This is a genomic window from Chryseobacterium binzhouense (assembly GCF_007474545.1).
GTDB lineage: Bacteria > Bacteroidota > Bacteroidia > Flavobacteriales > Weeksellaceae > Chryseobacterium > Chryseobacterium binzhouense.
The window spans coordinates 715,417-739,512 of sequence record NZ_VKOG01000001.1 but is presented as its reverse complement, the minus strand read 5'-3'; the positions used below and the strand labels follow the sequence as shown (position 1 = coordinate 739,512).

Genomic DNA, 24,096 nt, shown 5'->3' with positions numbered 1-24,096 from the left:
GAAAAATTTATTTTAAAACCATATTGTTTCTTCTGGGCACTTTTCCGCAGAGAACATCGGCAATGCTTTTTGAAATTGCATGATCATCCAAAAGATTATCTAACCAGAAAAATTCTCCTGCGGCGTTGATTTCGATAAAATAATATTCATCTTCGGGCGAAACAATCATATCAACGGCACCATAATCTACATGATAAACATCAAGTAAATTCAGAAGTTTCTGCTCAATATCTGCCGGAATATTCGTTTTTTTCCATTTGTCAATTAAATTGATGCCATCTTTTCTCCAGTCTATTTTTGCATCCTCAGATTGCTGCGAATCAATTTCAAACGCATAGACATCCTGCCCGACTATCGTAATCCGCAGCTCTTTTTTCTTTTCAATCTTCTTCTGAAACTGCATCGGACAATACACCAGTGAATCTAATCTTTCCTGGCTTTCTTCATCAATAACATTGGTGAAAACTACATTTTCAACGCCATCTTCGTAGATTGCAAAACCTGTTTGCATTTTCCCAACAACATTCTGATGCTGCATAATGAATCTTTTAGCTTCTTCCGGATCATTTGTAATGCAGGTTTCAGGAATTTTAAATTCTAATTTATGTGCTATTTTAAGCTGTTCTTCTTTGCTGTCGATTCTGCGGTACACACTTGGCTTTCCTAATGAATAGCAATCCAGAGATTCTATAAAACCAAAAAGTGTATGTCTGATTTCGCCCATAGCAGGACCAAAAAATTTAGCTTCCAGCTCTTCTTTTAAGCCAGTCCCTATATTGTAAGCTCTTCTGTACCAAACTGCAGAAAGATCATCTAATTTAATTTTGGTGTCTTGTGTTTTTAAATATGAAATCCATTTTCCATTCTCAAAAACAGTAGAAAGTTGATTTTTTAAAGGATATAGATCTACATCGAAACGGATAACCTCGAAGTTATTCTGAGCGATAAATTCTGTAACTTTTTCTAAGGAAAAACTGTCTTGTGTATGTGTAATAATTAATATTTTATTGTTCATTGGTGTATATTCTGTTTATAAGATAATCTGCGATTCTCTCTGCAATAGGAAAATTTAATTCTTTCTGAAGCATTCCCCATTCTCCCTGCGGATTTACTTCCAGAAAATAGTAATTTCCATCAGTACTTTTAATCATATCAATAGCTCCAAAAATCAATCCCATTTCTTTCATCATTAAGTTTAAACTGTTTTCTACAGCTTCCGGCAAATCATATTTTTCCCAGAAAAAGTCTGACCGGGAAACCCGCCAGTCAGCATGAATGCTGTTATTGATCTTTCCGGTAAAAAATTCACCATTTACATACACAATTCTCAGCTCATACTGCTTGTGAATATAGGGCTGAAAAATCATTGGGCAAGAAGTAATATCAGACAGATGCTCAAGACTATTTTCATCAAAAACTATAGTCGAAATCATTTCCTGACCATTCATAGACGCAGAAATCGTTCCGTGAAGTTTTGCAATTGCTTTACCATTACAGAAATTACGGAAAAAATCTTTTACCCCATCTTCATTGTTTGAAAAAAGTGTTTCAGGAATTATTAAGCCATTCTTTTTGGCAATTTTCAGCTGCAAAATCTTGTTGGACTCAATGTTTCTTTCAGACTGCAAAGGATTGATCCATGGAAGATGTTCGAGTGTCGTGAAAACATTTAATCTTAAGCTTTGATATTCATTTAAAAAAATAGACCGGTAATGATCATCAAGATCTTCGGGGAATTTAATACTCCAGGTTTTGCGGTGCCAGACCGCTTTTATATCCTCAGAACTGATTTGATTTCCCGATTCATCCGTTATTGTAAACGAACTAGTATTAAGACTTAACTTCATCTGATGGTTGAAACAATCAGAATTTAACCGAAAAAAAGGAATATTTTTCGATGCAAGATATTCAAAAAAAAGATCAATATTGTAAAAGTCCTGAGAATGAGTGATACAGAGAATCATCTTTAATCATAATAAAAAAGGAAACTTGACGTCTAAGTTTCCTTTCAATATAAAGTTGTTAATATGCTTTTCTAAGAGAAAATTTAAATATCACTTCCTTCATCTCCGTCTGACGGATACTTCATTGTTTGATGGGTATCATAAACAGGCTTCGTAACCGTATCTTTCAAAGGAGTTGTAAGTCCTGTTCCCGATGCACCTCCTTTTACCGCTTTAGTATCTTTTATTTGATTTTCTAAAAACGAAGCAAAAAACGGTTTTTTTAATTTTTTCTTTTCCATAATGAAATATTTTTATTGATTTGACTTTACTAAAGTAATAATTATTAGTGATCAATAAAAGCAAAATACATTATTTAAGAAAATTTTAACATTATAATTCACCGCCATTTAAACTTTTGCTAAATCTAAAAAATCTTTTACTATAACCGCAAAATCAACAGGATTATCTGCCTGAACCCAATGCGCCGCATTTTTAATTTTCACAAACTGCGCCTTAGGAAACTGCTGTTTGATGGAAAATTCATCCTGCGGTAAAATATAGTTTGATTTTTCCCCGGCAATAAATAAAGTTTCACCTTGAAAAACACCAAATTTAATGGCATTAGATACAAACTGACTGTATTTTTCTGCTAAAGTTTTAAGATTAAATCTCCAGTTCAGCCTTTTAGAATCGCCGTTTTCTTCCCAATATAGATTTTTAGCCAAAAACTGAATAGTAGATTTTTCAGGAATATACTGACTCAAAACTTCTTCTACTTCACTTCTAGATTTCATCTCATCAAAATTTACCGTTTCCAGAGCCTTTATAATTCCCTGATGGTGTGGCGGATAGGATTTTGGAGAAATATCTACAACAATAAGTTTTTCAACCTTTTCGGGATAATTGACAGCAAACTGCATGACCGCCTTTCCGCCTAATGAGTGTCCTAAAACGTGCGCTTTTTGTATGCCGTAATGGCTCATGTAATTAGCGATATCGTCTGCAAGATCATCATGTGACATATTTTCGGAATGAAAACTTCTGCCATGATTTCTCAGATCTATTAAGTGAATAGGCATAATTTCGCCTATTTCTTTCCCAAAACTTCCCCAGTTATCGAGCATTCCGAATAATCCGTGAAACACTAAGAGCGGTGTTGACGATAAATTTTCGCCAAATATTTTTGAATGTAAAATTTCCATTTTTTAGATATTAGATTTCAGACACAAGATGTTAGATTATAATTATGACGTTTTAGTCTAATATCTGAATCTAACATCTGATGTCTATGAATTTACCACTTTGCCAATCTTTTCAGATATGCCTGAACCGTGTTTTCCATTCCCATATACAAAGCTTCAGAAACCAAAGCATGTCCGATAGAAACTTCCAGGAGATTTGGAATATGGTCTGAAAAATATTTTAAATTTTCTAAGCTCAAATCATGTCCTGCATTGATTCCCAAACCAAATTCAGCCGCTTTTTCAGCAGTTTCAACATAAGGCTTGATCGCTTGTTCTTTATTCACAGAGTAATTTTTAGCATAGGCTTCTGTATACAATTCAATTCTGTCAGTGCCTGTTTCTGCAGCAAATTTCACCATTTCCGGATTCGGATCAAGGAAAATAGAAGTTCTGATTCCCGCGTTTTTAAATTCAGCAATAACCGATTTCAGAAAATCCAGGTTTTTCTCGCAGTCCCAACCTGCATTTGAGGTAATAGCATCATCAGCATCAGGAACCAATGTTACTTGTTCCGGCTTTATTTCTAAAACCATATTGATGAATTCACGATGCGGGTTTCCTTCAATATTAAATTCGGTATGAACCAAAGGTTTCAGATCATAGACATCCTTTCTCGTAATATGTCTTTCATCAGGTCTGGGATGAATGGTAATTCCGTGCGCTCCAAATTCCTGAATTTTAACTGCTGCCTCCGTTACACTGGGCGTTTCTCCGCCTCTTGCGTTTCTTAAGGTAGCTATTTTATTAATATTTACACTTAGTTTTGTCATTTTTACTTAAAATTTGAGGATTATGATCACTACCTCTTTTTATTAATATACAAAAATAAAGAAACCTCTTCAAAGTCTCTTTATAAAGTTCTTTTTATCTCAGAATGAATGAAAATTATTATCACAAAAATGATGATTATTTTGGCAAACCAATCTGCATGATCTGTAAATCAAATTCTTTGGAAGCTACCAGTAAATGATCAAAAATATCAGCCTGGATTTCTTCAAAATGCTCCCATTTTGAGTCATTGGCAAAACAGTAGACCTCCATTGGAAGACCTTGTGTAGTAATTTCTAGCTGACGCACCATAATTGGGCTGTTTTTATCTACCTGCGGATCCTGCTCAAGATATTTTTGTGTATAATATCTGAAAACACCAATATTGGTAAGCTGCCTACCGTTAATAATTTTATCTTTATGTTTTATATTTTCTTTTTCAAAATTAATTTCAGAAGTTTTATGGTTGAGGTAGTCTGAAAGCAGGTTGATTTCTTTTAATTTTTCAATTTCATCATTGCTCAGAAATTTAAACGAATTAATATTAAAGAATATTGATTTTTTTATTCTTCTGGTATTGGATTCTGACATTACCTGGAGATTTTTAATCTCAGTTGTAAGCAGATCGTAAGTAGGAATAGAAGAAATCGTTTTATCAAAATTGGCAATTTTTGTTGTTAAAAGACTTATATCTAAAATATTTCCTTCAATGTTATATTTCGGAATTCCGATCCAGTCGCCAACTTTCAGACTTTTAGATGTTGCTACGTGAATACCGGTAACAAATCCTAAAATTGTATCTCTGAATACCAAAACCAACACTGCAGTAATTGCTCCTAAGCTACCGACAATCGTAGTACCCTTGATTCCAAAAATTACACAGATACCCACCACAGAAAACACAAAAATCCCAAGAATTTTAATAGTCTCGGAAACTGCATTGATTGCCATTACTTTATAATAATCCTGCTTTATAGTGAAATAATATCTAAAAGTTGTTAAAGATCTATAAAACAGACCTGCAATAATGAAAACAATTGCTAAATTAATTACTTTTTCTAAAAACTCAGGACTCTTTGTATGTCTCCAAAAAATAGATAACATCGAAAAACTTCCGATATTTAGAGCAATTAAATGACTAAATGAATTTGTTATTTTAGAAGAGTAAATAGATTTTAAAACAGGGTATCTATCTTTATTGAAAAAAAATTTAAAAACCGTATTTAAAAAAAGCTTAATAGTTAAATCAACTACAAAGATTATACTAATCAGCAAAATAAATTTAAAAAATATTTGCAGTGAAAGAACAAAGTCATGGTGAACATTATCTTTTATGAAATAATGAATCTCGTCACTGAAGTTTTCTAAAAAATTTTTAGTCCCTTGTATTTCTTCTTTCATTTTTTTTAAGGTATTTTAAATATTTTTTCAAATTCTAAATATTATTATTTAAAATAAAAAGAGCTGTTTTCAAATGAAAGCAGCTCTTTTTATTTTTTTAACTCTCTTAACATGTAAGTCCTCCAGTAGGCATCATTGTCTCATGTTCACGAATGTGACCCCAAATCATTTTCATAACATCTGCCTTCCATTCTCTACAGGTGGTTTGTCCATATAATGGACATGTATTACCAGTATATGTTTGTTGTGCAACAAAATGCCCCTCATAATAATAGTTAACAGTTATTCTACAAGGTTTTATTGCATCTGCACTATTATTACTTCCATTTGCCTCCTCTGCATCTTCAACAACTTCAAAACTATCTACTATAGGCTCCTTGGTTACTTTATTTTTAACATTCGCAGCTAATTTTTCATTGATATATCTATTATCATCATTATTTAGTCTTGCAGAGACAGAGACTGACAAAATAAAAATAGCAATTAAGCTCAATAAGAAATTTTTCATGATATTAATTTGTTTTGATTAGTAATTCAAAGCTAATAAATTGTAAATTAAAAAACAAAAAAAATTAAAAAAATTATTACATCAAATAATTTTACTGATTTAATATTGCGTATGTAAAACGCTCGCATAATTCGTGTAGAAACTTTTGGTATCTTTTATTTCGTCTTTCATCCTTAAATTTATTTATCAAATAAATACCCATAATCATACCTTTTCATAATAAAAATAAAAAAATACTTCTGAATATTTCATTTCACAAAACTAATAAATTATCCGTCGCTAATCGCTCATCCAATAGGCATTATTATTAATAAAAATTATAAAAAATTAATTTAATAATAAAAATAAGATGATAAAATTAACAACTTAATAAAAATTAACTAATTTAGTAATCCTAACCTAAAAAACTTACATTTATGAGAAAGCTTAATCTTCTTTTTCTGTTAATCTTCCTGTTGGCGGTGATTTCCTGCCGTTCGGAATCCGAAACAGCCGTAGAAACTGTTATAGACAACACAGTAAAAACCGGAAAAATATCCGGAAGAGTAATGTCACAAAACGGAAACAAACCAATTGGTGGTGCTTCTGTTTTTACTTTCGACGATAAATACAAGATTTATCATACTACTTCTGATGCCAATGGAAACTTTACAATGGACGCCCCTGCAGGAAATCATACCATCTACATTCAGACCGGTAACGGAAGTAATTTCCGCACAGAGATCTCTGCAACAATTAAAGAAAATGAAACTTTAAGTCTCAATTCTGCCCAGACCAAACTCAATCAGGTTGCTAAAATTGCTTATGTAAAGGGAAGTTTCGATAAAATTGAAGATATTATTCAAAATCTTGGTTATACCGCAACTGAAATTACAAATGCAGATCTTGCCAATATGCTTACTATTGCACAGTACGACATTATATTCCTTAATTGCGGATCCAGAAAATACAGCACCAATGCTTCTCTTTATCCGATTATAGACAATAATTTAGCTATTTTTGTGGCAAACGGAGGAAGTATTTATGCTTCAGACTGGGATGTTTCTTATCTTGTAGGAGGTAATGACAATACCAACAACTGTGCGCTTCCCGGAGGTTTTGTTCCTGACTCAAAACTTTGTTCTAAAAACACCGGCTCATCGGGAATGGTTGCTGCATCCGTTAATAATACGGGTTTATCAACCGCTTTAGGCTTCAATACCCTGAATATTGATTATGACATGGGAGCATGGCAGAAAATCATCAATTATGATGCAAATTACTGGGAAGTTATGGTAAAAGATGCAGGAAGCAATGATGCATTAATGCTGAGAACCAATCAATTTACAGCAACAGGGCTTCCCAATACACCTATCGGGAATTCCTCCAACTCGACCTTTACCACAGTTTGCATAACGCTACCCGGCAATATTCAAATTAGTGTTTCTGTTCCACAAATTGCAGTACCTTATCTTGTGGCTTTAGGAGCTACTGTAGGCTCTTGTACCGGAACTACCAACAGCGGATATATCTATTATACCACTTTTCACAATCATGCTACCGGAAACATCGGAAATGCAGGGGTAATTTTACAGTATGTGATTTTGAACCTTTAGAAAATTGAACACTTCAGACTGATTACTAATAACCAAGAACCGGGAGAAATTATTTTCCGGTTTTTTTCTGAATTAAAGTTTGTGTTCTTCAGACTGAGCAAGAAAATCTATATTTCTTTTCAATCCTGAAAACTTGGTTCTTTTTACCGGGGATTTTCTGAATATTTCCGAAAACAGATCTTGTGTAAGCTCTTTCCACTCTCCTTTTCTGAAATTTCTGAGCTGATCATTCGGTTTAAACTTATTCTGAAAATTCGGAACTGAAAAACGATTCCACGGACAAACATCCTGGCAAATGTCGCAGCCAAACATCCAGTCTTCCATTTTATTTTTAAAATGATCCGGAATTTCATTTTTTAGCTCAATGGTTGCATAAGAAATACATTTGCTTCCGTCTATAATTTTATCTGAGACAATTGCATCTGTTGGACACGCATCAATACATTTTCTGCACGTTCCGCAGTGATCTGTTGTTTCATGATCTGCAATTAATTCCAGATCACAAATAATTTCAGCCAGAAAATAAAATGAGCCGCTTTGCTTAGTAATCAGGTTAGCGTTTTTTCCCACCCATCCTATTCCTGATTTTTTTGCCCAGCTCCTTTCCATCACCGGAGCAGAATCTACAAAAACCCTGTAAGAAAACTCACCTATTTCTTGCTGAAGCTCAGTGACCATTTCTCTTAAAACATCCTTAATGACTTCATGATAATCTTCGGCATATGCATATTTAGATATTTTAAAATTGTCCAGAGAAGGAATTTTTTCTTCGGGAAAATAATTGTAAGAAAGAGAAATAACAGACCTGGAACCTTCTACCAGCAATCTCGGATCAAGTCTTTTGTCGAAATGATTTTCCATGTATTTCATTTCGCCATGATAATTCCTTTTTAGCCAGTTTTCAAGATGTTTTGCATCTTCTTCCAGAAAATCAGCTTTTGAAATTCCACAATTCTGAAATCCAAAACTGCTAGCTTTGGTTTTTATGAGCTTTGAATATTGTTCGGCTTTTGAATTCATAGATTTCGCATTGCAAAACTAAGATTATTTTATAAATTTGTTTGAATTTGAATTTCATCAATAATCAGTTATTCAAAATCATTAATTTAATAAAAAAATAAGCATTATGTCATTAGCAGATGTATTACAATCAGGAAACTATGAATTAATTGACGTTCGTGAACCTATGGAACTGGAAATGGACGGAAATATAGAAGGCGCAAAAAATATTCCGCTCGGAGAAGTGGAAGACAGAAAAGATGAGATTTTATCTATCGAAAAGCCTGTAATCCTATTCTGCAGAAGCGGAAACAGAAGCGGAAAAGCTTTGGAATATCTGAACTCACAGGGTTTGAAAGAAGGATATAACGGCGGAGGCTGGGCAGAATTGAAATCTCAACTGTAAATATTAAAGGAACTTCAGGTTCCTTTTTTTGTTAATAAGAATATGATTTTAGAAGAAACATTTAAAAATCTATGTTTTCATTATTATGATGACCAGAAATTAATAGAAAAACTATGGACAGAGGTCAGTAAAAATTATGCTGAAAAGTCAAGACACTATCACAATCTTCTGCATATAAAAAAACTTTTTGAAGAAATCGGGCATGTAAAACAGCATATTAAAAAATTTGAAATTATTTCTTTTTCAATTTTTTATCACGATGTGATTTATAATGCAACTTCGAAATCTAATGAAGAAAAAAGTGCAGATTATGCTGCAAAAAGACTGACTGATGTAGATCTGAATACAAATGATATTGAGGTAATCTGCAGCCAGATTTTAGCAACAAAATCTCATCAAAAATCAAACGATACGGATACCAATTATCTTCTGGACGCTGATCTGTCTATTCTTGGAAAAAATTCTGAAATTTACAGCCAATATATACAACAGATAAGAAAAGAATATTCAATCTATCCTGACTTCGTGTACAAACCGGGCAGAAAGAAAGTTTTACAGCATTTTCTCGATTTGGAAAACATTTACAAAACAGAATTTTTCCGTGAAAAATACGAAGCAACTGCAAGGAAAAATATGATGGATGAGCTAAAAAACTTAAATTAAAAACCCTGTTTACAAAACAGGATTTTTAATTTCATTAAACTCTTTCAGAAGATTTTCAAAAACTTTTTCAACGGGTAGTATTTCATTTATCAAAGCGGAGACCTGACCAATTTCCAGTTCACCATCTTCCATATCACCCTCAAACATTCCTTTTTTAGCCCGCGCTCTTCCTAAAGAAGCTATTAATGCTTCTGTATTTCTTCCAGCATTGTAAATTTCTTCCAGTTCATTGAAAAATTTATTTTTCACCATTCTTACAGGTGCCAGTTCTTTGAGCGTAAGATGAGTATCTCCTTCGTTAAGTTCGGTAATTTTCTTTTTCCAGTTATCATGGGAACTCGCTTCTAAAGTGGCTGCAAAACGGCTTCCGATCTGTACTCCGTCTGCTCCGAGGATCATGGCAGCTTTCATTTGAGAACCCAATGCAATTCCGCCCGCTGCAATCAATGGTTTAGAAATATGTTTCTTTACATTGGGAATGAGACATAGTGTTGTGGTTTCATCTCTACCATTATGTCCGCCGGCTTCAAAACCTTCTGCAACAATAGCATCCACACCTGCATCTTCACACTTCACCGCAAATTTTGTAGAAGAAACTACATGAGCTACTTTTATTCCTTCTTTCTGCAATGCTTCAGTATAAGTTTTTGGATTTCCGGCAGATGTAAAAACAATTTTTATTTTTTCTTCTAAAATTATATTGATAATCTCTTCAAGATTAGGATAAAGCATCGGAACGTTAACGGCAAAAGGCCGGTCTGTAGCTTTTTTGCATTTCTGAATATTCTCACGCAAAATATCGGGATACATGCTTCCTGCACCAATCATTCCCAATCCTCCGCAATTGGAAACTGCAGAAGCCAAACGCCACCCAGAATGCCAGATCATTCCGCCCTGAATGATCGGATATTGTATTTTGAAAAGTTCGGTAAGCCTGTTTTTATTTTCCTGCATATCGTGAAGCTTTTTAGCTGCATTAAAATCTATAAAATTACTCATAGCGTAAAAATATTAAATTTTATTGAGGTCAAAAAACAAAAAACTTTTTTGGCGGGGTTTATTTTTTTAAATTTAAATTATGAAAATGGTCATGACCGGAAAACTCAGGCTTTAAAATCTGACATCTACATGACAACTAAAAAATATAGACTTATATATGAAAATAAGCATTATTGGCGTAGGATTAATCGGCGGTTCGATTGCATTAAAATTAAGACAGAAAAACACCGTAGATTTTATTTACGGAATTGACAACAATACAGACAATCTCAACGAAGCATTATCTTTAAATATTATCAGCGGAAAAGCTGACTTTGAAAATGGAATAAAAAATTCAGATCTGATTATCATTGCAACTCCTGTAGATTTCGCAAGAGAGATTCTGCCGGAAGTTTTAAATTTAATTTCAGATCAACAAACGGTAATGGATGTTGGCTCTACCAAATCAGGAATCGTAAATTCGGTAAAAGATCATCCTAAAAGATCAAGATTTGTGGCATTTCACCCGATGTGGGGAACAGAAAATCATGGTCCGAAATCAGCTGTTGCAGAGAGTTTTTCAGGAAAAGCCGGCGTTATCTGTAACCGTGAAGATTCAGCGGATGACGCATTACAGCTTGTAGAAAACATGGTAACCAACCTTGACATGCATCCGATTTATATGAGTGCAGAAGATCATGACATCCATACTGCCTATATTTCACATATTTCACATATCACCTCTTATGCATTAGCCAACACGGTTCTGGAAAAAGAAAAAGAGGAAGATACCATCTTTCAGCTGGCGAGTTCGGGTTTTTCCAGCACTGTTCGTTTGGCAAAATCCCATCCTGAAATGTGGGTTCCAATCTTTAAGCAAAATAAAGACAATGTTCTGGATGTCTTAAACGAACATATTTCCCAGCTCCGAAAATTCAAATCGGCTTTGGAAAAAGATAATTTTGACTATCTGGAAGAACTTATCGTTAATGCTAACAGAATAAGGGAAATTCTGAATAAATAAAACATAATTTTAATTTTTCCAACACAAAAATTTTATTTTAAGGCTTAAAGAAAATTTGAATTAACCTACTGATTTACTTAAACTTAAATCTATAACATAACGAAGATAGTTTTGTTTGTTTTCGCTTTTTTAAATGTGAGCAGAAAAAATTTTTGTGCTTAAATTTTACCTTTGTTTTAGGTTTTAATCTACTTAATCCAAATTTATTCTTGAATATTGTTTATTATAAACTCAATATTATTTTAATTTTATTAAAAAATATTTTAATTTTATTAAAACAAATATTACATTTGTAAAAAATAAATTTCAATGAAACTTCCAATATTTTGTCCAAGTTGCGATCATACTCTCAACGTAAGTCAGATGAAATGTCCTGACTGCGGCACAAATGTAAACGGCGATTATGAACTACCCATTTTCTTAAAACTCAACAGAGATGAGCAGGATTTTATCCTTAATTTCTTTCTTTCCAGCGGAAGCATCAAAGAAATGGCAAAACAGGCTGCACTCTCTTATCCGACTATGAGGAATAAAATGGACGATCTTATTCAGAAAATTAATCAACTAAAAAAATAAAACTCATGAAGTGGAAAATTCTTTTAAATCCTTTCTCAAAATTCAGTGAAGTACAGCTGATTACTGCCGGTCTTATTTTTATGCTGATAAATTTTACTGTTACTTATTTATTGGGGTTTCATATGGACAGTATTTTTCATTACGGATACATCGGGGAAAATGATTCTCTATTGAGAACGGTGCTTATCACTTTGAAAAGCTACCTAATCGCTATTGCTGTTCTTTTCGCTCTGGGAAAAATTTTCAACAGGAGAACACGACTTATTGATATCATCAATACCGTCATTATTGCGCAAATTCCGGGTCTACTGCTTATTTTAATAGGAGAAATTCCGGTTGTAGAACAGGCAATATTGACCACCGCAGAACTTCCGAAAGATAAAACACCTCAAATTCCAGCTTCGGATCTCATTATTCTCTGCTTTTTTGCATTTTTTGCATTAATCACCATTGCCCACGGATTCACTTTACTTTATAACGGCTTTAAAACTGCAACTAATATAAAAGATGTGAAAAAAATTATATTATTCGCTTTTACAGTTATCATAACGATTATCGTTTCGCAATTTTTAGTCTGAATTATAGTATTTTGAAAAACAGGAATTAAATTACCTGATTAGCAAATAAAATTGATCAACCTTATAATATGAAACAAACCAATGAAAATTGTCGATTCTCGTAAAAAACCAATAAAAACATCCATATGAAAACAAAACTTTCAATATTTCTGATGCTGATCTGTTTCACGTCATTTTTTTCACAGGAAATTACTGGTACGTGGAAAGGCGAGCTCAACTTTCAGGGTTCAAAACTACCACTGATTTTTAATATCAAAAAAGATAAAGAAGGTTATACTTCTACTGCAGACAGCCCGTTACAGCAAGTAAAAGATATTCCTGTCGACAAAACTGTTTTTGAAAAAAATAAGTTAACACTTGAGATTTCAGCTATCGGAGGAATTTACACAGGTATGCTGGAAGGAAAAAAAATTACAGGAACATTCAGTCAAAATGGTATCTCGCTTCCGCTAATATTAGAACCTTCAAGTGAAAAAGGCAATTATGCTGCGAAAAATGAAACTTTGCAGCTGCCTCAAAATCTGAATGAGAGCATTAAAAGAATTGATGATTTCATTTCTTACCTTGAAAAAAACAATGCAGAAGCCGGAGAAATTTCTTTATTCAAAAACGGTAAAGAAATTTACAAAAGAAATTTCGGGCAGCAGAATCTTCCTTCCAGCTCAGAAAAACATTCTGCTTTTCAGATTGGTTCTGTTACCAAAACCATGACGGCTTCCATGATTTTTAAACTGATTGAAAAAAAACAGATGAATCTGAATGATAAACTCTCAAAGTTTTTCCCGGAGGTTCCCAATGCAGAAAAAATTACCATCAGCCAGATGCTGAACCACACTTCAGGTCTGGGAGATTATGTGCAGGGAAAAGACGATATAATGTGGCTCATCAATAAATCTGATGATAAAAAAATAATGGCTCATATCAAAGAACAGGGTTCTGTTTTTGAGCCGGGTACAGACAAAAGGTATTCAAACACAGGATATTATCTTCTGACTAAAATTTTAGAAAAAGTCACTAAAAAAACGTATGCCGAAAATCTGAAAGAAACATTTACAACCCCTTTACAATTAAATAATTTTTATACTGCAAGCCAAAATCCTGCTAATGTTTATCTGCCTTATGATTTTACCGGAAAATGGATAAGCAAAAAAGATTTCGATTTTAATAATGTAGTAGGTGTTGGAGATATTGCAACCGACCCTACAACGCTGAATATCATCATTAATCATATTTTTGAAGGTAAAATTGTTTCCCAAGCTTCACTTTCTGAAATGATGCCTAAAGGAAATGACAATTTTGGAAAAGGAATTATAACTGTTCCTTTTTTCTCCAAAAAATACTACGGGCATAGTGGCGGTACTTACGGAACCAATTCCCTGATGGTTTATAATCCCGAAGACAAAATTTCTTTTTCGTATTCTCTGAATGCAGACCGGATTGGTGCCAATAATTTTGCCATTGGTGTTCTGAGTCTTTTATACAATAAAGAATATGAATATCCCAAATTGAACAATGAAAAAATACCTGCTTCAGATTTGCAAAAATATACAGGTGAGTACAGTTCTAAAGAAATTCCATTAGGTTTAAAAATATTTATTGAAGATGACAGTCTTTTTGCGCAGGGTACAAATCAACCTGAATTCCCTTTGGAATATGTTGAAAAAGATCAGTTTAAATCTGATAATGCCGGTGCGAAAATAATCTTTACGCCGGAAAAGAAACAGCTTACTCTCATTCAAAACGGAAATAGCCTTATTTTTGATAAGAAATAATCTATGTAGAAAAGATACGGACGTTTCATCTAAAACGCCCGTATCTTTTACTCAAAACGTGCGCATCTTTTGCTTGAAAGATGCGCACGTTTTTATAGTATGCTGTTGACTTTTATTTTTAACACTCCGGAACATTAACTGCAATAGCCAGCCCACCTTCCGAAGTTTCTTTGAAACGGTCATTCATCGACAAAGCAGTTTCCCACATTGTTTGGATTACCTGATCTAAACTTACTTTTGCTTTCGCAGGATCACTTTCCAGAGCAATATTTGCAGCGGTAATCGCTTTTATAGCTCCCATTGTATTCCTTTCAATACAAGGAATCTGTACCAATCCTTTTATCGGATCGCAAGTAAGTCCTAAATGGTGTTCCATCGCAATTTCTGCCGCCATTAAAACCTGACCGACGCTGCCTCCCAAAATCTCCGTTAAGCCCGCTGCAGCCATTGCGGAAGAAACTCCTACTTCCGCCTGACAGCCGCCCATTGCTGCCGAAATTGTAGCATTCTTTTTAAATAAAGTTCCGATCTCTCCCGCAACCAAAATAAATCTTGCAATATCATCTTCTGTAGTCGCATGGGTAAAAGCCTGAGAATACATCAAAACTGCCGGAATCACCCCACTTGCGCCATTGGTTGGCGCAGTAATAATTCTCCCAAAACTAGCGTTCTCTTCGTTCACGGCCAATGCGAAACAGGAAATCCATTTATTGATATTGGTGAAATTTTCTTCTGCATCAACCACAAGCTGAAACCATTCATCTTTATTTTTATAAATTTTATCGCCTAAAAGTTTTCTGTTGATTCCTGCGGCACGACGGGTTACATTGAGCCCGCCCGGTAAAATTCCTTCTTTATTTACGCCTTTATAAATACATTCTTTGATCTGCTGCCATATATAAAGAGCCTCTTTTCTGGTTTCTTCCTGCGTTCTCCAGCTTTCTTCATTAATTAGTATTAAATCTGAAATCTTTTCAAATCCTAATTTGTCACAGTATTTTACAATATCCGAAGATTTATGACACGGATATAAAGTGCGCACACAGTGCTTATCAATAGATTTTTTTTCCTGGCTCATAATGAAACCTCCGCCGACAGAATAAAAATCCTGCACAAGTTCGGTTCCATCTTCAAAAACCGCTTTGAAAATCATTCCGTTGGGATGATAATCAAGCGTCTGAGACATATTGAGAACTAAATGATGTCCATAAATAAAATGAATTTCTTTTTCGCCTCCCAAATTGATGATCTGAGATTTTTTTATCCTGTCAACAATTTCATCAATTTTCGTAGTATCAATAGTTTTAAAATCTTCACCATTCAGACCAAGCATTCCGGCAATATCGGTTCCGTGACCGATTCCCGTTTTTGCCAGCGAGCCAAAAAATTCCAGAAAAACTTCTTTTACCTCCGCAACAGATCTTTCACGATTGATAATTCTGACAAATGCCGCAGCAGCATTCCACGGTCCCATTGTGTGAGAACTTGAAGGACCTATTCCTACTTTTATAATCTCAAATACAGATATTGACTCCATATATATTTTCCATTTTCGCTAAAAGCAAATATACATGGAAAATATTTTAGAATGGGAAGAATAATTTATCATAATAATTTCATTATTTCTTTTCATTCATGAACACCTCAAGAAACATTAAGCCTAAGGTATTATTCAAAAATTTTGTTTAAAATAAGCGAAACCTCTTTATGTTTGGTAGCAGGAAAAAGATGAGTTCCGCCTTTAATGACATAATCCGGTCTGCAGTTTTTGATCGGAAAAACAATATCACGATCTCCCAAAATCTGAATAACATTGGGATCTTCTTCAAACTTCCACTCCGAAATCCTTTCTACAGACCATTTTAAATAGTACGGATCCCGAACCTGAAAATACTGGATGACTTTCGGATTTTTCGGATCTATCATTTTTCGGAGTCGGGTGTAAAGAAGAGAAGTTTTCTCTCCGAAAAAACCTACCGGAAGAAATTTAGGAATTTTGGTAACTTCTCCCATTTTTATTAGGCGCGATTTTTCTTTATCTGACCTTATACTCCCCAAAATAACCACTTTCTGAGCCGGCTTGATACGATTGATTTCCTGCACCATAATCCCCCCGAAAGAATAGCCTAAAAGAAAAAAAGGTTCAGACTCATCAATTACTGCACTCATACGTTCTACATAGGCGGAAAAGCTTTCCCCGGCTTCGGGAATCAGCCAGCTGATAAAAACAACTTCATGATGTTTTGGAAACTGAAGCCTTTCTAAAACTTTGAAGTCTGCGCCAAGACCGCTTACTACATAAATTTTCATTTAAAAACCATTTTTTAATCAGCTAAAATAAAAAAAGGACCGCTCAATGAAAAGCAGTCCTTTGATTTTTATCATAAGTTTAACCTTATCTTGGTCTTTCGTTATCCACTTTCTCTGTAGAAAGCTTAAACTGAATCTCCATTTCATCTTTAATAAAATAATCTTTTACAGAGCTTTGGTAAAATACTTTGAAATCTCTTCTGTTTAAAGAAAATCTTGAAGATTCTATCTCTACCGTAAATTGGGTAATATATGCATTGGCCGGGAAAGAAATTGTTTTTCTTACTCCTTTTATCGTAATATCACCTACGATTGTTGAATTATACTCTTCATTCGCCAGCGGAATGATTCTTTTTAAATGAAATTTAGCTGTTGGAAATTTTTTAACATCAAAAAAAGTAGGTCCTTTCAGATCATTGGTAAGCTTTGTCTGGTCATCACCAGATAAATCGGCAACCATCAGACTCCTCATATCAATAATAAATTCACCATCAACAAGCACAGTTTTATCAAAATTAAACTTACCGCTTTTCAGCTTTACAGTACCGTAATGTGATGTAGCCTTAGTTTTTACCACTTTGTGTCCCCACCATTTTATCTCAGAAGTTATTACCTTAGAAACTTTATCTCCCTTCTTTTGGGCAAAAACCAATGATATGCATGAACACATCATAACAAACAATAGTAATCTTTTCATTATATTTTATTTACAATTCAACAAAAATAAAAAAAAGTGTAGAACTTCTACACTTTTAACAATCTTTTTTTAAATAAATTATTTCGCAGTAAGCTTTACAGTCATATCTACTTCATCTTTCACAAATACATCTTTCATGGAAGATTTGTATGCCACATCAAATTTTTGTCTGTCAAATGAAAATTTGTCTGATGTGAGAGAGACCAAACCATCTTTCACCGTGATATTTGCAGGAAAAGAAACAGAGCTTGTTTTACCCTTTACAGTAAGATCTCCCGTAACAGTTCGGTTGTAATTCTTATCTTTATTTTTCTTTACAGAAGTAATTTTAAAATTTGCCGTAGGAAATTTTTCAACCTCAAAAAAATCACCGTTTTTAAGATGTCCGTTTAGTTTACCCTGCATCTCGCCCGAAAGATCAGTAGCATTAATGGAAGTCATATCCAGCACAAAAGAACCGCCCACAACTTCATTCCCTTTCATTACAAGATTTCCGGATTTAACATTCACAGTACCATCGTGCGAACTTGCCGCAGATTTAGCTACTTTATAACCCCACCAGTGTACATCTGAACTTACTACTTTTTTAGTCTGTCCAAAAGCAAGTCCGCTCGCCAAAACAGCCAATAATATTATTTTTTTCATGTTTTAAATAAATTTTAACGAAGCAAAGATAATCATCTTTGTCTGCTGTTGCTATTGATCTACATCAATAAATTAAACAAAGCTCCGGTATCTTCGGAGCTTGATTTTATTCTGTAAAGTAAGCAGTGTAAAGTGCAGCACCATTAATGCTTATATTATCGGTATTAATCAGATAAATAGGAATATTTTTGAGCATATTTTCCATCTTGTCGCTGATTTTGAATTTCTCGTAAAACTTATCTTTATTAATATAATTTCTCACTATCTGCGTAATATCTCCAGCAATCAAAAGTCCGCCGGTAGCTTTTAGCTTTAGGGTAAGATTATTTGCTTCCCTTGCTAAAAATTCCAGGAATGTGTCTAGTGCAATTTTACAGATCATCACATCTTCTTCCATGGCAGCTTTAAAGATTTCTTCAGTAAAATTTCCGTTAGCAAGACGTTCAGAAAGCCATTCCGGTTCAGGATGTCTCTTCACATCTCTCAAAAACCTGTAAATATTGAATAATCCTGCTTTTGAAAGTACAGTTTCCCAACTTACGATTCCATAAATATTATTAAGGAACTGATAAAATTCTACCTCAACATTAGTTCTTGGAGAAAACTCAGAATGTCCGCCTTCAGTAGCAAAAGGTCTGAGGTATTTTCCGTCAAAGAAATATCCTGCCTCTCCCAATCCATTTCCGGGTGCTATAATGGCAACATTCCCTTTCTCAAGATGTCCGCTGGTATAAATTGCATCCAGTTCAGAATCTTCCAAAAGACCGATTCCATATGCAGCTGCCTCCTGATCATTCAGCATATAGACTTTTTCAAAACCAAATCTTTCCTGATATTCGGCAATATCCAGATTCCAGTTAAGTCTTACAGGATAACTCTTACCATCAATGACCGGACCCGGAACAGAAATTCCCAGTCTTTTAATGTTTTCAAGCTGTGATTCCTGCATGAACTGAGCAAGAACATCCGAAAAAGATGAATATTCTTTTGTAATATATGTTTTTTTAAGCTGAAGTTCTATTCCTGCATTTCCCGAAAGATAATATCCAATAGTTGTGGTGTCTTCTCTAAGGTTTGCTCCGATAATAGAAACATGGTCGTTATTGCTGTTTTTCACCCCTGGTAAATAGAGAGGAAATTTTGGATTTAAGTTCATAATCGCAAATTTTATCAAATATAATAATTGTTTTGGTATTTTTTGTATCCTAACAAAAAACCTTTTCAAAAAGTCGAAAAGGTTTGGTTAATAATTGGTTGTATCTTTAATAATTATTTCCCTAGAGGAATATTGTAAGAAAATCCTGCTCCGATGCTTCCCACATTATAGTCTTGTGAAGCCGGACCGGCAATATCACCATTACTTCCTGCAAATACTTTCTGATACTGAAGAAAGAAATTCCAGTCTCTGTTGTGATACCCGATTTCAGGTTTCAGGTAAAAGCCGCCATCCGGTCTGCTTACGGTAGAATTGCTTGCTACCATGTCATCTCCTATCAAAAATCCGTACCCGAGATCTGCTCCGAAATAAAATCCTGTCTGTTTCGGATACACTCTGATAAGCGCTGCTACAGGAACTACTCCAACATCATTGTTTTTGTAGCCATTATTGTCTTTGCCAAAATAGTGTGTATATCCTGTAGCGATACCAAGACCAAACCCCGGAGTGATAAGGTTCTGATAAGCTACATCTACTCCTATTGCCGCAGAGAGATTATCTGCCGGAACTGCCAAACCTGCTGTAGCTCCTACTTTAATCATGTTATTCATACTTGCATCCTGCGCACTTACTAACCCTGCAGTTAAAATTCCTGTTGCTATAATGGTTTGTTTAATCATTTTCATAACTCTGATTTTAAATTTTACATTTTGCTGGATGTAAAAATCATGCCAATAGCAAATACTGCGATCAGTATTGTGTTCTGAATACGTATTAAAGCTTTATTAGACAACAAATTAGCAAAAGATAAATATTTTCAGCCTAATTCCATTTAATAGTAAACGCATTAGATTGTTAAGATGATTTATTGTTCCTTTAAAAAAGAAAGACTGCAATGGATTCACTATCATAGAATAAGCACTGAGACTGAAACAAAAAACAATACACAAAAAACCCTACCGAAGTAAGGTCTTATAAGTAAGGAAAAGCTTTAATGAGGCGAAGGAATCTGTTTATTAGCATTTTTCACCTCTTTTTTTCCTGTAATTTTCTTAATGAAAAATTCTATCACAATTGGGGCTAAAAGCGTAAGCGCTGTTCTTAATATTCTTGATCTCATAATTTTAAATTTAGAAAAACATTACAATAAGCAAGCCAATCTTTCAATAAACTCACCTGTTAAAGATACATTATGCCGTTTACAACATAATAGATAAAACAAATAATTTTAATCAATAATACTTTATTACAAAAACGATTTTTGCAATAATATTCTTTTTTTTCGCAATTACAAATAAAATTTTGTAGTTAAATTTGTAATATGAAAACTGTTCCTATCTGAAAAATAATTATTATGAATTCCCAGCAAGAAGTCGTTTATTTCAAAAACATATATGATGTTTGCAATTATCTTAATGTGTCGCCACCAAAATGTTCAGACATATGGCTGGACAAAGTAAAGCAGGTTTGGGTAGCTCCCAATCTCACTATATCTCCTTTAAAATCAGATTTATTTGCTGTCAATTTATTTATTGAAGGTACCGGTACAATAAAAATTGCACACTGGGAAAAACAAATGGAGTTTCCAAGCGTGTATCTCTGTCCCCCGAGACAAACTGTGTCTTGTGAATTAGAAGAGTCTATACTTATAAAGTATGGTGTGTTTTTTTCTGAAAATTTTATAGAAGAATTTCCTTTTTTGAATAAACTAATTAGCAACTATCAGTACTTTCAATTAGATAAATCAATTCCCATTAAAATCCTTCCTGAAGAAATAGATGACCTAATTATACTTTTTGAATTTTTCAATAAAGAATATAATAAATACAGCATAAAAAACAGGACAGTTCTTGCTTCATGCCTTCATATTATTTTGTTAAAGGTGAAGGAATTATATGACCAATACTATGATTCACAATTTGTAGGAAAAATAACTCACTCTGATGAAAATATTGTTGTCTCTTTTTTAAAACTTCTTAATAAAGAAAAGAAAAACAAAGACTTCAAATACGAAAAAACTGTCAATTTTTACGCTAATTCACTTAAAATAAATGCCAACTATTTAAGTAGAAGACTAAAAACAGAAACAGGTAAAACAATTAAAGAGCATATTCATAATCTTATTATCCACGATGCAAAATCCCTTCTAAGGCAGACCAATCTATCAATAAAAGAAATATCCTATGTTTTGGATTTTAATGAGCCCTCACATTTTGTAAATTTTTTCAAAAAAAACGTAGATATAACCCCGAACCAATTTAGAAAAAAAGCATTACTGTAAAAATTAAAAAACATATTACCTGAAAGCTTTATTATATAATTAGTAAACTTTAAAATTATGAAAAAAAATCTATTTACTGCCCAACTTCTGCTTGCGGCATCACTCTTCATTGCTCAAACCGGGCGGGTTGGCATAAATACAGAATCCCCTAAAACATCATTAGATGTTAACGGAAGATCTGACAGCAATGGTGTATCTTTAACAAATGACATCACAGGTTTGCAGGCTCCAAGACTTACGAGACTTGAACTTACAAATAAAGGCAATACTCTATATACTCAGGATCAAAGAGGAGCATTGATATACATTACTGACATTTCTGGCGGAGACATACTTTCACAAAGAGTAAACATTACATCTGTAGGTTATTATTATTTTAACGGAACGGAGTGGATTAAAATTAGTCCGGACATTAACATCTATAAAGATGATGGAACTCTTACCTCAAACAGAACAATGACAATGGATGGTAAAACTTTAACCTTTCTAGGAAATAACCAAAGAACTATTATTAATTCAGGATCAGGTATTCGTCAGGAATCATTAGCTTCATCTTCAACGGGTCTTTCAAATATTTTGATAGTGTCACCGGATAGAAATAGCAACAATGTAGAGACTAGATTGAGCCTGCAGGCTTTCCCAGAGTCAAACACACAGGTTTTTGCAGGATTAGATGCCATATCTTTAGATATAGGCTCTAATGCAACTACTAATTCCGTACCTATCAGATTTATAACAAGCGCGGGAAGCAGTGCTCTAGGCACTGAAAAAGCAAGGATAACAGGTGACGGTAAAATGGGCATAGGTGCAATATCTCCATCAAATAAGTTTCATGTGGTAGATACATCAGATCCGGTACGCTTTGAAGGTGTACAAAATACAAATGCTACAAATGTTAGCAGCTTAGTAATTGATCCCAGCGGTGTAGTAAAAACCAGTTTCCTTCAAAGAATAAAATTTGGAGGCTACATTACAACAAACTTCTCCATGTCACAGCCGTCAACTGGAAATTCAATTGCTAAAGTAATTATAGACAATGAGCAGATTGACCTTGAAAATGAATATGATACATCTACAGGACTATTTACACCATTAGAAACGGGTGTATATATATGGGAATTTGCAACATCATATTTTGGCACCAATGCTGTTGACAATGACTTTGGAGTAAGCGCAGAGAGAGCTGTAATAGGCGTTGCCAGTAATTCAACTAACTTATGGGTAGCCAGAGCTAATATAGAAAACTCCACAGACACAAGATACTTTTTAGCCAAAGGTATAGTTACACTAACAGCTGGTACAAGTTACTATTTTGGATTAGCAGCACCGGTAAATAAATCTATGACATTAGTTGCTAGTCCTACAGGAGCTACAGGAAGCGGGATTGGTACTTATTTCAGTTTCACAAGACTAAAGTAAAATACATCAAAAAGCTTACTCTGATTTTTGCGGTGTAAGCTTTTTAATTAAAATCAACTGTCATTATCTTCGGAATAATTCTGCACAGCTTCTGTAAGACTTTTGTAAATCCTCTTTTTAAGCTTATCCGGTTTGAGAACGGTGATGCACTCTCCCATTCCCAAAATCAGCCGTTCCAGCTCAAAATTAAGCTGTACACATATTTTAAATACCGTTCCGTCCTCATCTTCCTTTAGAATCTCCTGAGAATGATGAAAAGGTTTGGTTTTCACATAAGGAGCGTGTTTTGGAGTGATGCAGAATATTACATTTTGAGGTCTTTGTGTTTCAGAAACCGTAGCGCCGATCACTTCACCGAAATAACGATCTGCATCGAAATCTTTATCAATATATTCGGTTTGCTCTTCCATCGAAATTTCTTCTATTCTGTCCAGAGCCAGGTTCATTATTTTGCTTTTATGCCAGCAAATCAAAAACCAGCGGTTATTATATTCTTTCAGCAATTGCGGATGAACGATATAATAATTGGATTCCCTCGCTTTGAAGCTTTTATATAAAATTTTCAAAACCTTTTTATGCAGAACGCTTTCGTACAGAATATCAATATGTTCAAGACCTTTCAGCTGCTCGTTTTTATCCAGATGAATAATTGATTTCTGATTCGTTGAATGGATCGAATCTTCAAGCTTCTGAATCACCCCGTTCATTTCCTTGAACATCGAAAAATCTTTGAACTGCTTTAAAATCTGCACCGCATTATTCATCGCTTTCAGATCACTTTCGTTGACAGAAATATTATGAATGCTGTAATCCGGATCGCTGTATCGGTAATATTTTCTTTCATAAACTTCAATAGGCGCTTCATACCCGAATTTTTCACTTCGCATATTCTGCAGATCGAGTTGAACCGTTCTTTTGCTTACGAAAGATTCTTTTCCTTCAAATTCAAACAAAGCTTCGGAACATTCGTCCATCAAATCTTCCAGCGTATATTTTTTATACTTGTTTTTCAGACATTTGTCCAGTGTTTTGTACCGGATGAGAGCGTTTTTGTTGGATGACATACGATGAGGTTAAGTTTTAGGTTAACACTTAAATTTAGATTGATGTTGAATCTAATATAAGGCAGT

At 34.0% G+C, this 24,096-nt stretch carries 26 protein-coding genes; 9 read left to right on the top strand and 17 right to left on the bottom strand.

Annotated features, from left to right (window positions below; all coding sequences use genetic code 11):
• Positions 1-7: 7 nt before the first annotated feature.
• The 7 genes from FNE73_RS03365 to FNE73_RS03335 all read right to left on the bottom strand — a co-directional run bounded on the left by FNE73_RS03365 (position 8) and on the right by FNE73_RS03335 (position 5,867).
• Entirely contained in the window at positions 8-1,015 is a 1,008-nt protein-coding gene (locus tag FNE73_RS03365; RefSeq protein WP_143883355.1) for an MvdC/MvdD family ATP grasp protein, read from the bottom strand.
• Positions 1,005-1,964 (bottom strand): MvdC/MvdD family ATP grasp protein, encoded by a 960-nt coding sequence (locus FNE73_RS03360; RefSeq protein WP_143883354.1) that lies wholly within the window; start codon positions 1,962-1,964, stop codon positions 1,005-1,007. The genes FNE73_RS03365 and FNE73_RS03360 overlap by 11 nt, the downstream gene beginning before the upstream one ends.
• An 83-nt stretch (positions 1,965-2,047) precedes the next feature.
• Positions 2,048-2,245 carry a microviridin/marinostatin family tricyclic proteinase inhibitor gene (locus FNE73_RS03355; protein ID WP_130915351.1) on the bottom strand — a complete coding sequence of 66 codons (198 nt, stop codon included), beginning with the start codon at positions 2,243-2,245 and terminating at the stop codon, positions 2,048-2,050.
• Between the two features lie 108 nt (positions 2,246-2,353).
• On the bottom strand, positions 2,354-3,148 hold the full coding sequence (locus FNE73_RS03350; protein WP_143883353.1) for an alpha/beta fold hydrolase: 795 nt from the start codon (positions 3,146-3,148) through the stop codon (positions 2,354-2,356).
• A 92-nt stretch (positions 3,149-3,240) separates the two neighbouring features.
• On the bottom strand, positions 3,241-3,960 hold the full coding sequence (locus FNE73_RS03345) for a pyridoxine 5'-phosphate synthase (protein WP_143883352.1): 720 nt from the start codon (positions 3,958-3,960) through the stop codon (positions 3,241-3,243).
• A gap of 136 nt (positions 3,961-4,096) precedes the next feature.
• Positions 4,097-5,062 (bottom strand): mechanosensitive ion channel family protein, encoded by a 966-nt coding sequence (locus FNE73_RS03340; RefSeq protein ID WP_317129863.1) that lies wholly within the window; start codon positions 5,060-5,062, stop codon positions 4,097-4,099.
• 403 nt (positions 5,063-5,465) lie between these two features.
• The gene (locus tag FNE73_RS03335) at positions 5,466-5,867 is read right to left on the bottom strand and encodes a hypothetical protein (protein WP_143883350.1); all 402 of its coding nucleotides are present in this window, start codon (positions 5,865-5,867) and stop codon (positions 5,466-5,468) included.
• A 416-nt stretch (positions 5,868-6,283) separates the two neighbouring features.
• Between FNE73_RS03335 and FNE73_RS03330 the strand changes: the two genes are divergently transcribed.
• Complete coding sequence (locus FNE73_RS03330) at positions 6,284-7,462, top strand: carboxypeptidase regulatory-like domain-containing protein (protein WP_143883349.1); 1,179 nt, start codon at positions 6,284-6,286, stop codon at positions 7,460-7,462.
• Between the two features lie 72 nt (positions 7,463-7,534).
• On the opposite strand, the gene queG is transcribed toward FNE73_RS03330, so the two are convergent.
• Positions 7,535-8,482, bottom strand: coding sequence for a tRNA epoxyqueuosine(34) reductase QueG (gene queG / locus FNE73_RS03325; RefSeq protein WP_143883348.1), 948 nt, complete (start codon positions 8,480-8,482; stop codon positions 7,535-7,537).
• Positions 8,483-8,588: 106 nt separating this feature from the next.
• On the opposite strand from queG, the gene FNE73_RS03320 reads away from it, so the two are divergent.
• Together FNE73_RS03320 and FNE73_RS03315 are read left to right on the top strand one after the other, a co-directional pair.
• On the top strand, positions 8,589-8,867 hold the full coding sequence (locus FNE73_RS03320; RefSeq protein WP_089741980.1) for a rhodanese-like domain-containing protein: 279 nt from the start codon (positions 8,589-8,591) through the stop codon (positions 8,865-8,867).
• Between the two features lie 42 nt (positions 8,868-8,909).
• Positions 8,910-9,530, top strand: coding sequence for an HD domain-containing protein (locus FNE73_RS03315; RefSeq protein WP_143883347.1), 621 nt, complete (start codon positions 8,910-8,912; stop codon positions 9,528-9,530).
• Between the two features lie 9 nt (positions 9,531-9,539).
• On the opposite strand, the gene FNE73_RS03310 is transcribed toward FNE73_RS03315, so the two are convergent.
• Positions 9,540-10,529: an NAD(P)H-dependent flavin oxidoreductase gene (locus FNE73_RS03310; RefSeq protein WP_228429856.1), complete on the bottom strand. Its 990-nt coding sequence runs from the start codon at positions 10,527-10,529 to the stop codon at positions 9,540-9,542.
• A gap of 157 nt (positions 10,530-10,686) precedes the next feature.
• Between FNE73_RS03310 and FNE73_RS03305 the strand changes: the two genes are divergently transcribed.
• The 4 genes from FNE73_RS03305 (at position 10,687) to FNE73_RS03290 (ending at position 14,458) form a co-directional block, all read left to right on the top strand.
• Entirely contained in the window at positions 10,687-11,532 is an 846-nt protein-coding gene (locus FNE73_RS03305) for a prephenate dehydrogenase (protein ID WP_143883346.1), read from the top strand.
• A 309-nt stretch (positions 11,533-11,841) separates the two neighbouring features.
• The gene (locus FNE73_RS03300) at positions 11,842-12,108 is read left to right on the top strand and encodes a DUF2089 family protein (RefSeq protein WP_185147278.1); all 267 of its coding nucleotides are present in this window, start codon (positions 11,842-11,844) and stop codon (positions 12,106-12,108) included.
• Between the two features lie 5 nt (positions 12,109-12,113).
• Positions 12,114-12,686 (top strand): YIP1 family protein, encoded by a 573-nt coding sequence (locus FNE73_RS03295; RefSeq protein ID WP_143883344.1) that lies wholly within the window; start codon positions 12,114-12,116, stop codon positions 12,684-12,686.
• 125 nt (positions 12,687-12,811) lie between these two features.
• The gene (locus tag FNE73_RS03290) at positions 12,812-14,458 is read left to right on the top strand and encodes a serine hydrolase domain-containing protein (RefSeq protein WP_143883343.1); all 1,647 of its coding nucleotides are present in this window, start codon (positions 12,812-12,814) and stop codon (positions 14,456-14,458) included.
• Positions 14,459-14,576: 118 nt separating this feature from the next.
• On the opposite strand, the gene FNE73_RS03285 is transcribed toward FNE73_RS03290, so the two are convergent.
• The 7 genes from FNE73_RS03285 to FNE73_RS16955 form a co-directional block, all read right to left on the bottom strand.
• The gene (locus FNE73_RS03285) at positions 14,577-15,995 is read right to left on the bottom strand and encodes an L-serine ammonia-lyase (protein ID WP_143883342.1); all 1,419 of its coding nucleotides are present in this window, start codon (positions 15,993-15,995) and stop codon (positions 14,577-14,579) included.
• 131 nt (positions 15,996-16,126) lie between these two features.
• Positions 16,127-16,768 (bottom strand): alpha/beta fold hydrolase, encoded by a 642-nt coding sequence (locus FNE73_RS03280; protein WP_143883341.1) that lies wholly within the window; start codon positions 16,766-16,768, stop codon positions 16,127-16,129.
• An 85-nt stretch (positions 16,769-16,853) separates the two neighbouring features.
• Positions 16,854-17,465, bottom strand: a complete 612-nt coding sequence (locus FNE73_RS03275; protein ID WP_143883340.1) for a YceI family protein — start codon at positions 17,463-17,465, stop codon at positions 16,854-16,856.
• 78 nt (positions 17,466-17,543) lie between these two features.
• The gene (locus tag FNE73_RS03270) at positions 17,544-18,110 is read right to left on the bottom strand and encodes a YceI family protein (RefSeq protein WP_143883339.1); all 567 of its coding nucleotides are present in this window, start codon (positions 18,108-18,110) and stop codon (positions 17,544-17,546) included.
• 106 nt (positions 18,111-18,216) lie between these two features.
• Complete coding sequence (locus FNE73_RS03265) at positions 18,217-19,266, bottom strand: glucokinase (protein ID WP_143883338.1); 1,050 nt, start codon at positions 19,264-19,266, stop codon at positions 18,217-18,219.
• A 113-nt stretch (positions 19,267-19,379) separates the two neighbouring features.
• Complete coding sequence (locus FNE73_RS03260) at positions 19,380-19,952, bottom strand: hypothetical protein (RefSeq protein ID WP_143883337.1); 573 nt, start codon at positions 19,950-19,952, stop codon at positions 19,380-19,382.
• A 305-nt stretch (positions 19,953-20,257) separates the two neighbouring features.
• The gene (locus tag FNE73_RS16955) at positions 20,258-20,386 is read right to left on the bottom strand and encodes a hypothetical protein (protein WP_262711329.1); all 129 of its coding nucleotides are present in this window, start codon (positions 20,384-20,386) and stop codon (positions 20,258-20,260) included.
• A gap of 234 nt (positions 20,387-20,620) precedes the next feature.
• Between FNE73_RS16955 and FNE73_RS03255 the strand changes: the two genes are divergently transcribed.
• Entirely contained in the window at positions 20,621-21,547 is a 927-nt protein-coding gene (locus FNE73_RS03255; RefSeq protein WP_143883336.1) for a helix-turn-helix domain-containing protein, read from the top strand.
• A gap of 57 nt (positions 21,548-21,604) precedes the next feature.
• Positions 21,605-22,966 carry a hypothetical protein gene (locus tag FNE73_RS03250; RefSeq protein ID WP_143883335.1) on the top strand — a complete coding sequence of 454 codons (1,362 nt, stop codon included), beginning with the start codon at positions 21,605-21,607 and terminating at the stop codon, positions 22,964-22,966.
• Between the two features lie 53 nt (positions 22,967-23,019).
• Here the strand turns inward: FNE73_RS03250 and FNE73_RS03245 are convergent, their stop codons facing one another.
• Positions 23,020-24,030, bottom strand: a complete 1,011-nt coding sequence (locus FNE73_RS03245; protein WP_143883334.1) for a helix-turn-helix transcriptional regulator — start codon at positions 24,028-24,030, stop codon at positions 23,020-23,022.
• Between the last annotated feature and the right edge of the window lie 66 nt (positions 24,031-24,096).

Bases quoted from the DNA above. Each gene is read 5' to 3' on its own strand.
- FNE73_RS03365 (WP_143883355.1), bottom strand. From the start codon at position 1,015: ATGAACAATAAAATATTAATTATTACACATACACAAGACAGTTTTTCC.
- FNE73_RS03360 (WP_143883354.1), bottom strand. From the start codon at position 1,964: ATGATTCTCTGTATCACTCATTCTCAGGACTTTTACAATATTGATCTT.
- FNE73_RS03355 (WP_130915351.1), bottom strand. From the start codon at position 2,245: ATGGAAAAGAAAAAATTAAAAAAACCGTTTTTTGCTTCGTTTTTAGAA.
- FNE73_RS03350 (WP_143883353.1), bottom strand. From the start codon at position 3,148: ATGGAAATTTTACATTCAAAAATATTTGGCGAAAATTTATCGTCAACA.
- FNE73_RS03345 (WP_143883352.1), bottom strand. From the start codon at position 3,960: ATGACAAAACTAAGTGTAAATATTAATAAAATAGCTACCTTAAGAAAC.
- FNE73_RS03340 (WP_317129863.1), bottom strand. From the start codon at position 5,062: ATGTTATCTATTTTTTGGAGACATACAAAGAGTCCTGAGTTTTTAGAA.
- FNE73_RS03335 (WP_143883350.1), bottom strand. From the start codon at position 5,867: ATGAAAAATTTCTTATTGAGCTTAATTGCTATTTTTATTTTGTCAGTC.
- FNE73_RS03330 (WP_143883349.1), top strand. From the start codon at position 6,284: ATGAGAAAGCTTAATCTTCTTTTTCTGTTAATCTTCCTGTTGGCGGTG.
- queG (WP_143883348.1), bottom strand. From the start codon at position 8,482: ATGAATTCAAAAGCCGAACAATATTCAAAGCTCATAAAAACCAAAGCT.
- FNE73_RS03320 (WP_089741980.1), top strand. From the start codon at position 8,589: ATGTCATTAGCAGATGTATTACAATCAGGAAACTATGAATTAATTGAC.
- FNE73_RS03315 (WP_143883347.1), top strand. From the start codon at position 8,910: ATGATTTTAGAAGAAACATTTAAAAATCTATGTTTTCATTATTATGAT.
- FNE73_RS03310 (WP_228429856.1), bottom strand. From the start codon at position 10,529: ATGAGTAATTTTATAGATTTTAATGCAGCTAAAAAGCTTCACGATATG.
- FNE73_RS03305 (WP_143883346.1), top strand. From the start codon at position 10,687: ATGAAAATAAGCATTATTGGCGTAGGATTAATCGGCGGTTCGATTGCA.
- FNE73_RS03300 (WP_185147278.1), top strand. From the start codon at position 11,842: ATGAAACTTCCAATATTTTGTCCAAGTTGCGATCATACTCTCAACGTA.
- FNE73_RS03295 (WP_143883344.1), top strand. From the start codon at position 12,114: ATGAAGTGGAAAATTCTTTTAAATCCTTTCTCAAAATTCAGTGAAGTA.
- FNE73_RS03290 (WP_143883343.1), top strand. From the start codon at position 12,812: ATGAAAACAAAACTTTCAATATTTCTGATGCTGATCTGTTTCACGTCA.
- FNE73_RS03285 (WP_143883342.1), bottom strand. From the start codon at position 15,995: ATGGAGTCAATATCTGTATTTGAGATTATAAAAGTAGGAATAGGTCCT.
- FNE73_RS03280 (WP_143883341.1), bottom strand. From the start codon at position 16,768: ATGAAAATTTATGTAGTAAGCGGTCTTGGCGCAGACTTCAAAGTTTTA.
- FNE73_RS03275 (WP_143883340.1), bottom strand. From the start codon at position 17,465: ATGAAAAGATTACTATTGTTTGTTATGATGTGTTCATGCATATCATTG.
- FNE73_RS03270 (WP_143883339.1), bottom strand. From the start codon at position 18,110: ATGAAAAAAATAATATTATTGGCTGTTTTGGCGAGCGGACTTGCTTTT.
- FNE73_RS03265 (WP_143883338.1), bottom strand. From the start codon at position 19,266: ATGAACTTAAATCCAAAATTTCCTCTCTATTTACCAGGGGTGAAAAAC.
- FNE73_RS03260 (WP_143883337.1), bottom strand. From the start codon at position 19,952: ATGAAAATGATTAAACAAACCATTATAGCAACAGGAATTTTAACTGCA.
- FNE73_RS16955 (WP_262711329.1), bottom strand. From the start codon at position 20,386: ATGAGATCAAGAATATTAAGAACAGCGCTTACGCTTTTAGCCCCAATT.
- FNE73_RS03255 (WP_143883336.1), top strand. From the start codon at position 20,621: ATGAATTCCCAGCAAGAAGTCGTTTATTTCAAAAACATATATGATGTT.
- FNE73_RS03250 (WP_143883335.1), top strand. From the start codon at position 21,605: ATGAAAAAAAATCTATTTACTGCCCAACTTCTGCTTGCGGCATCACTC.
- FNE73_RS03245 (WP_143883334.1), bottom strand. From the start codon at position 24,030: ATGTCATCCAACAAAAACGCTCTCATCCGGTACAAAACACTGGACAAA.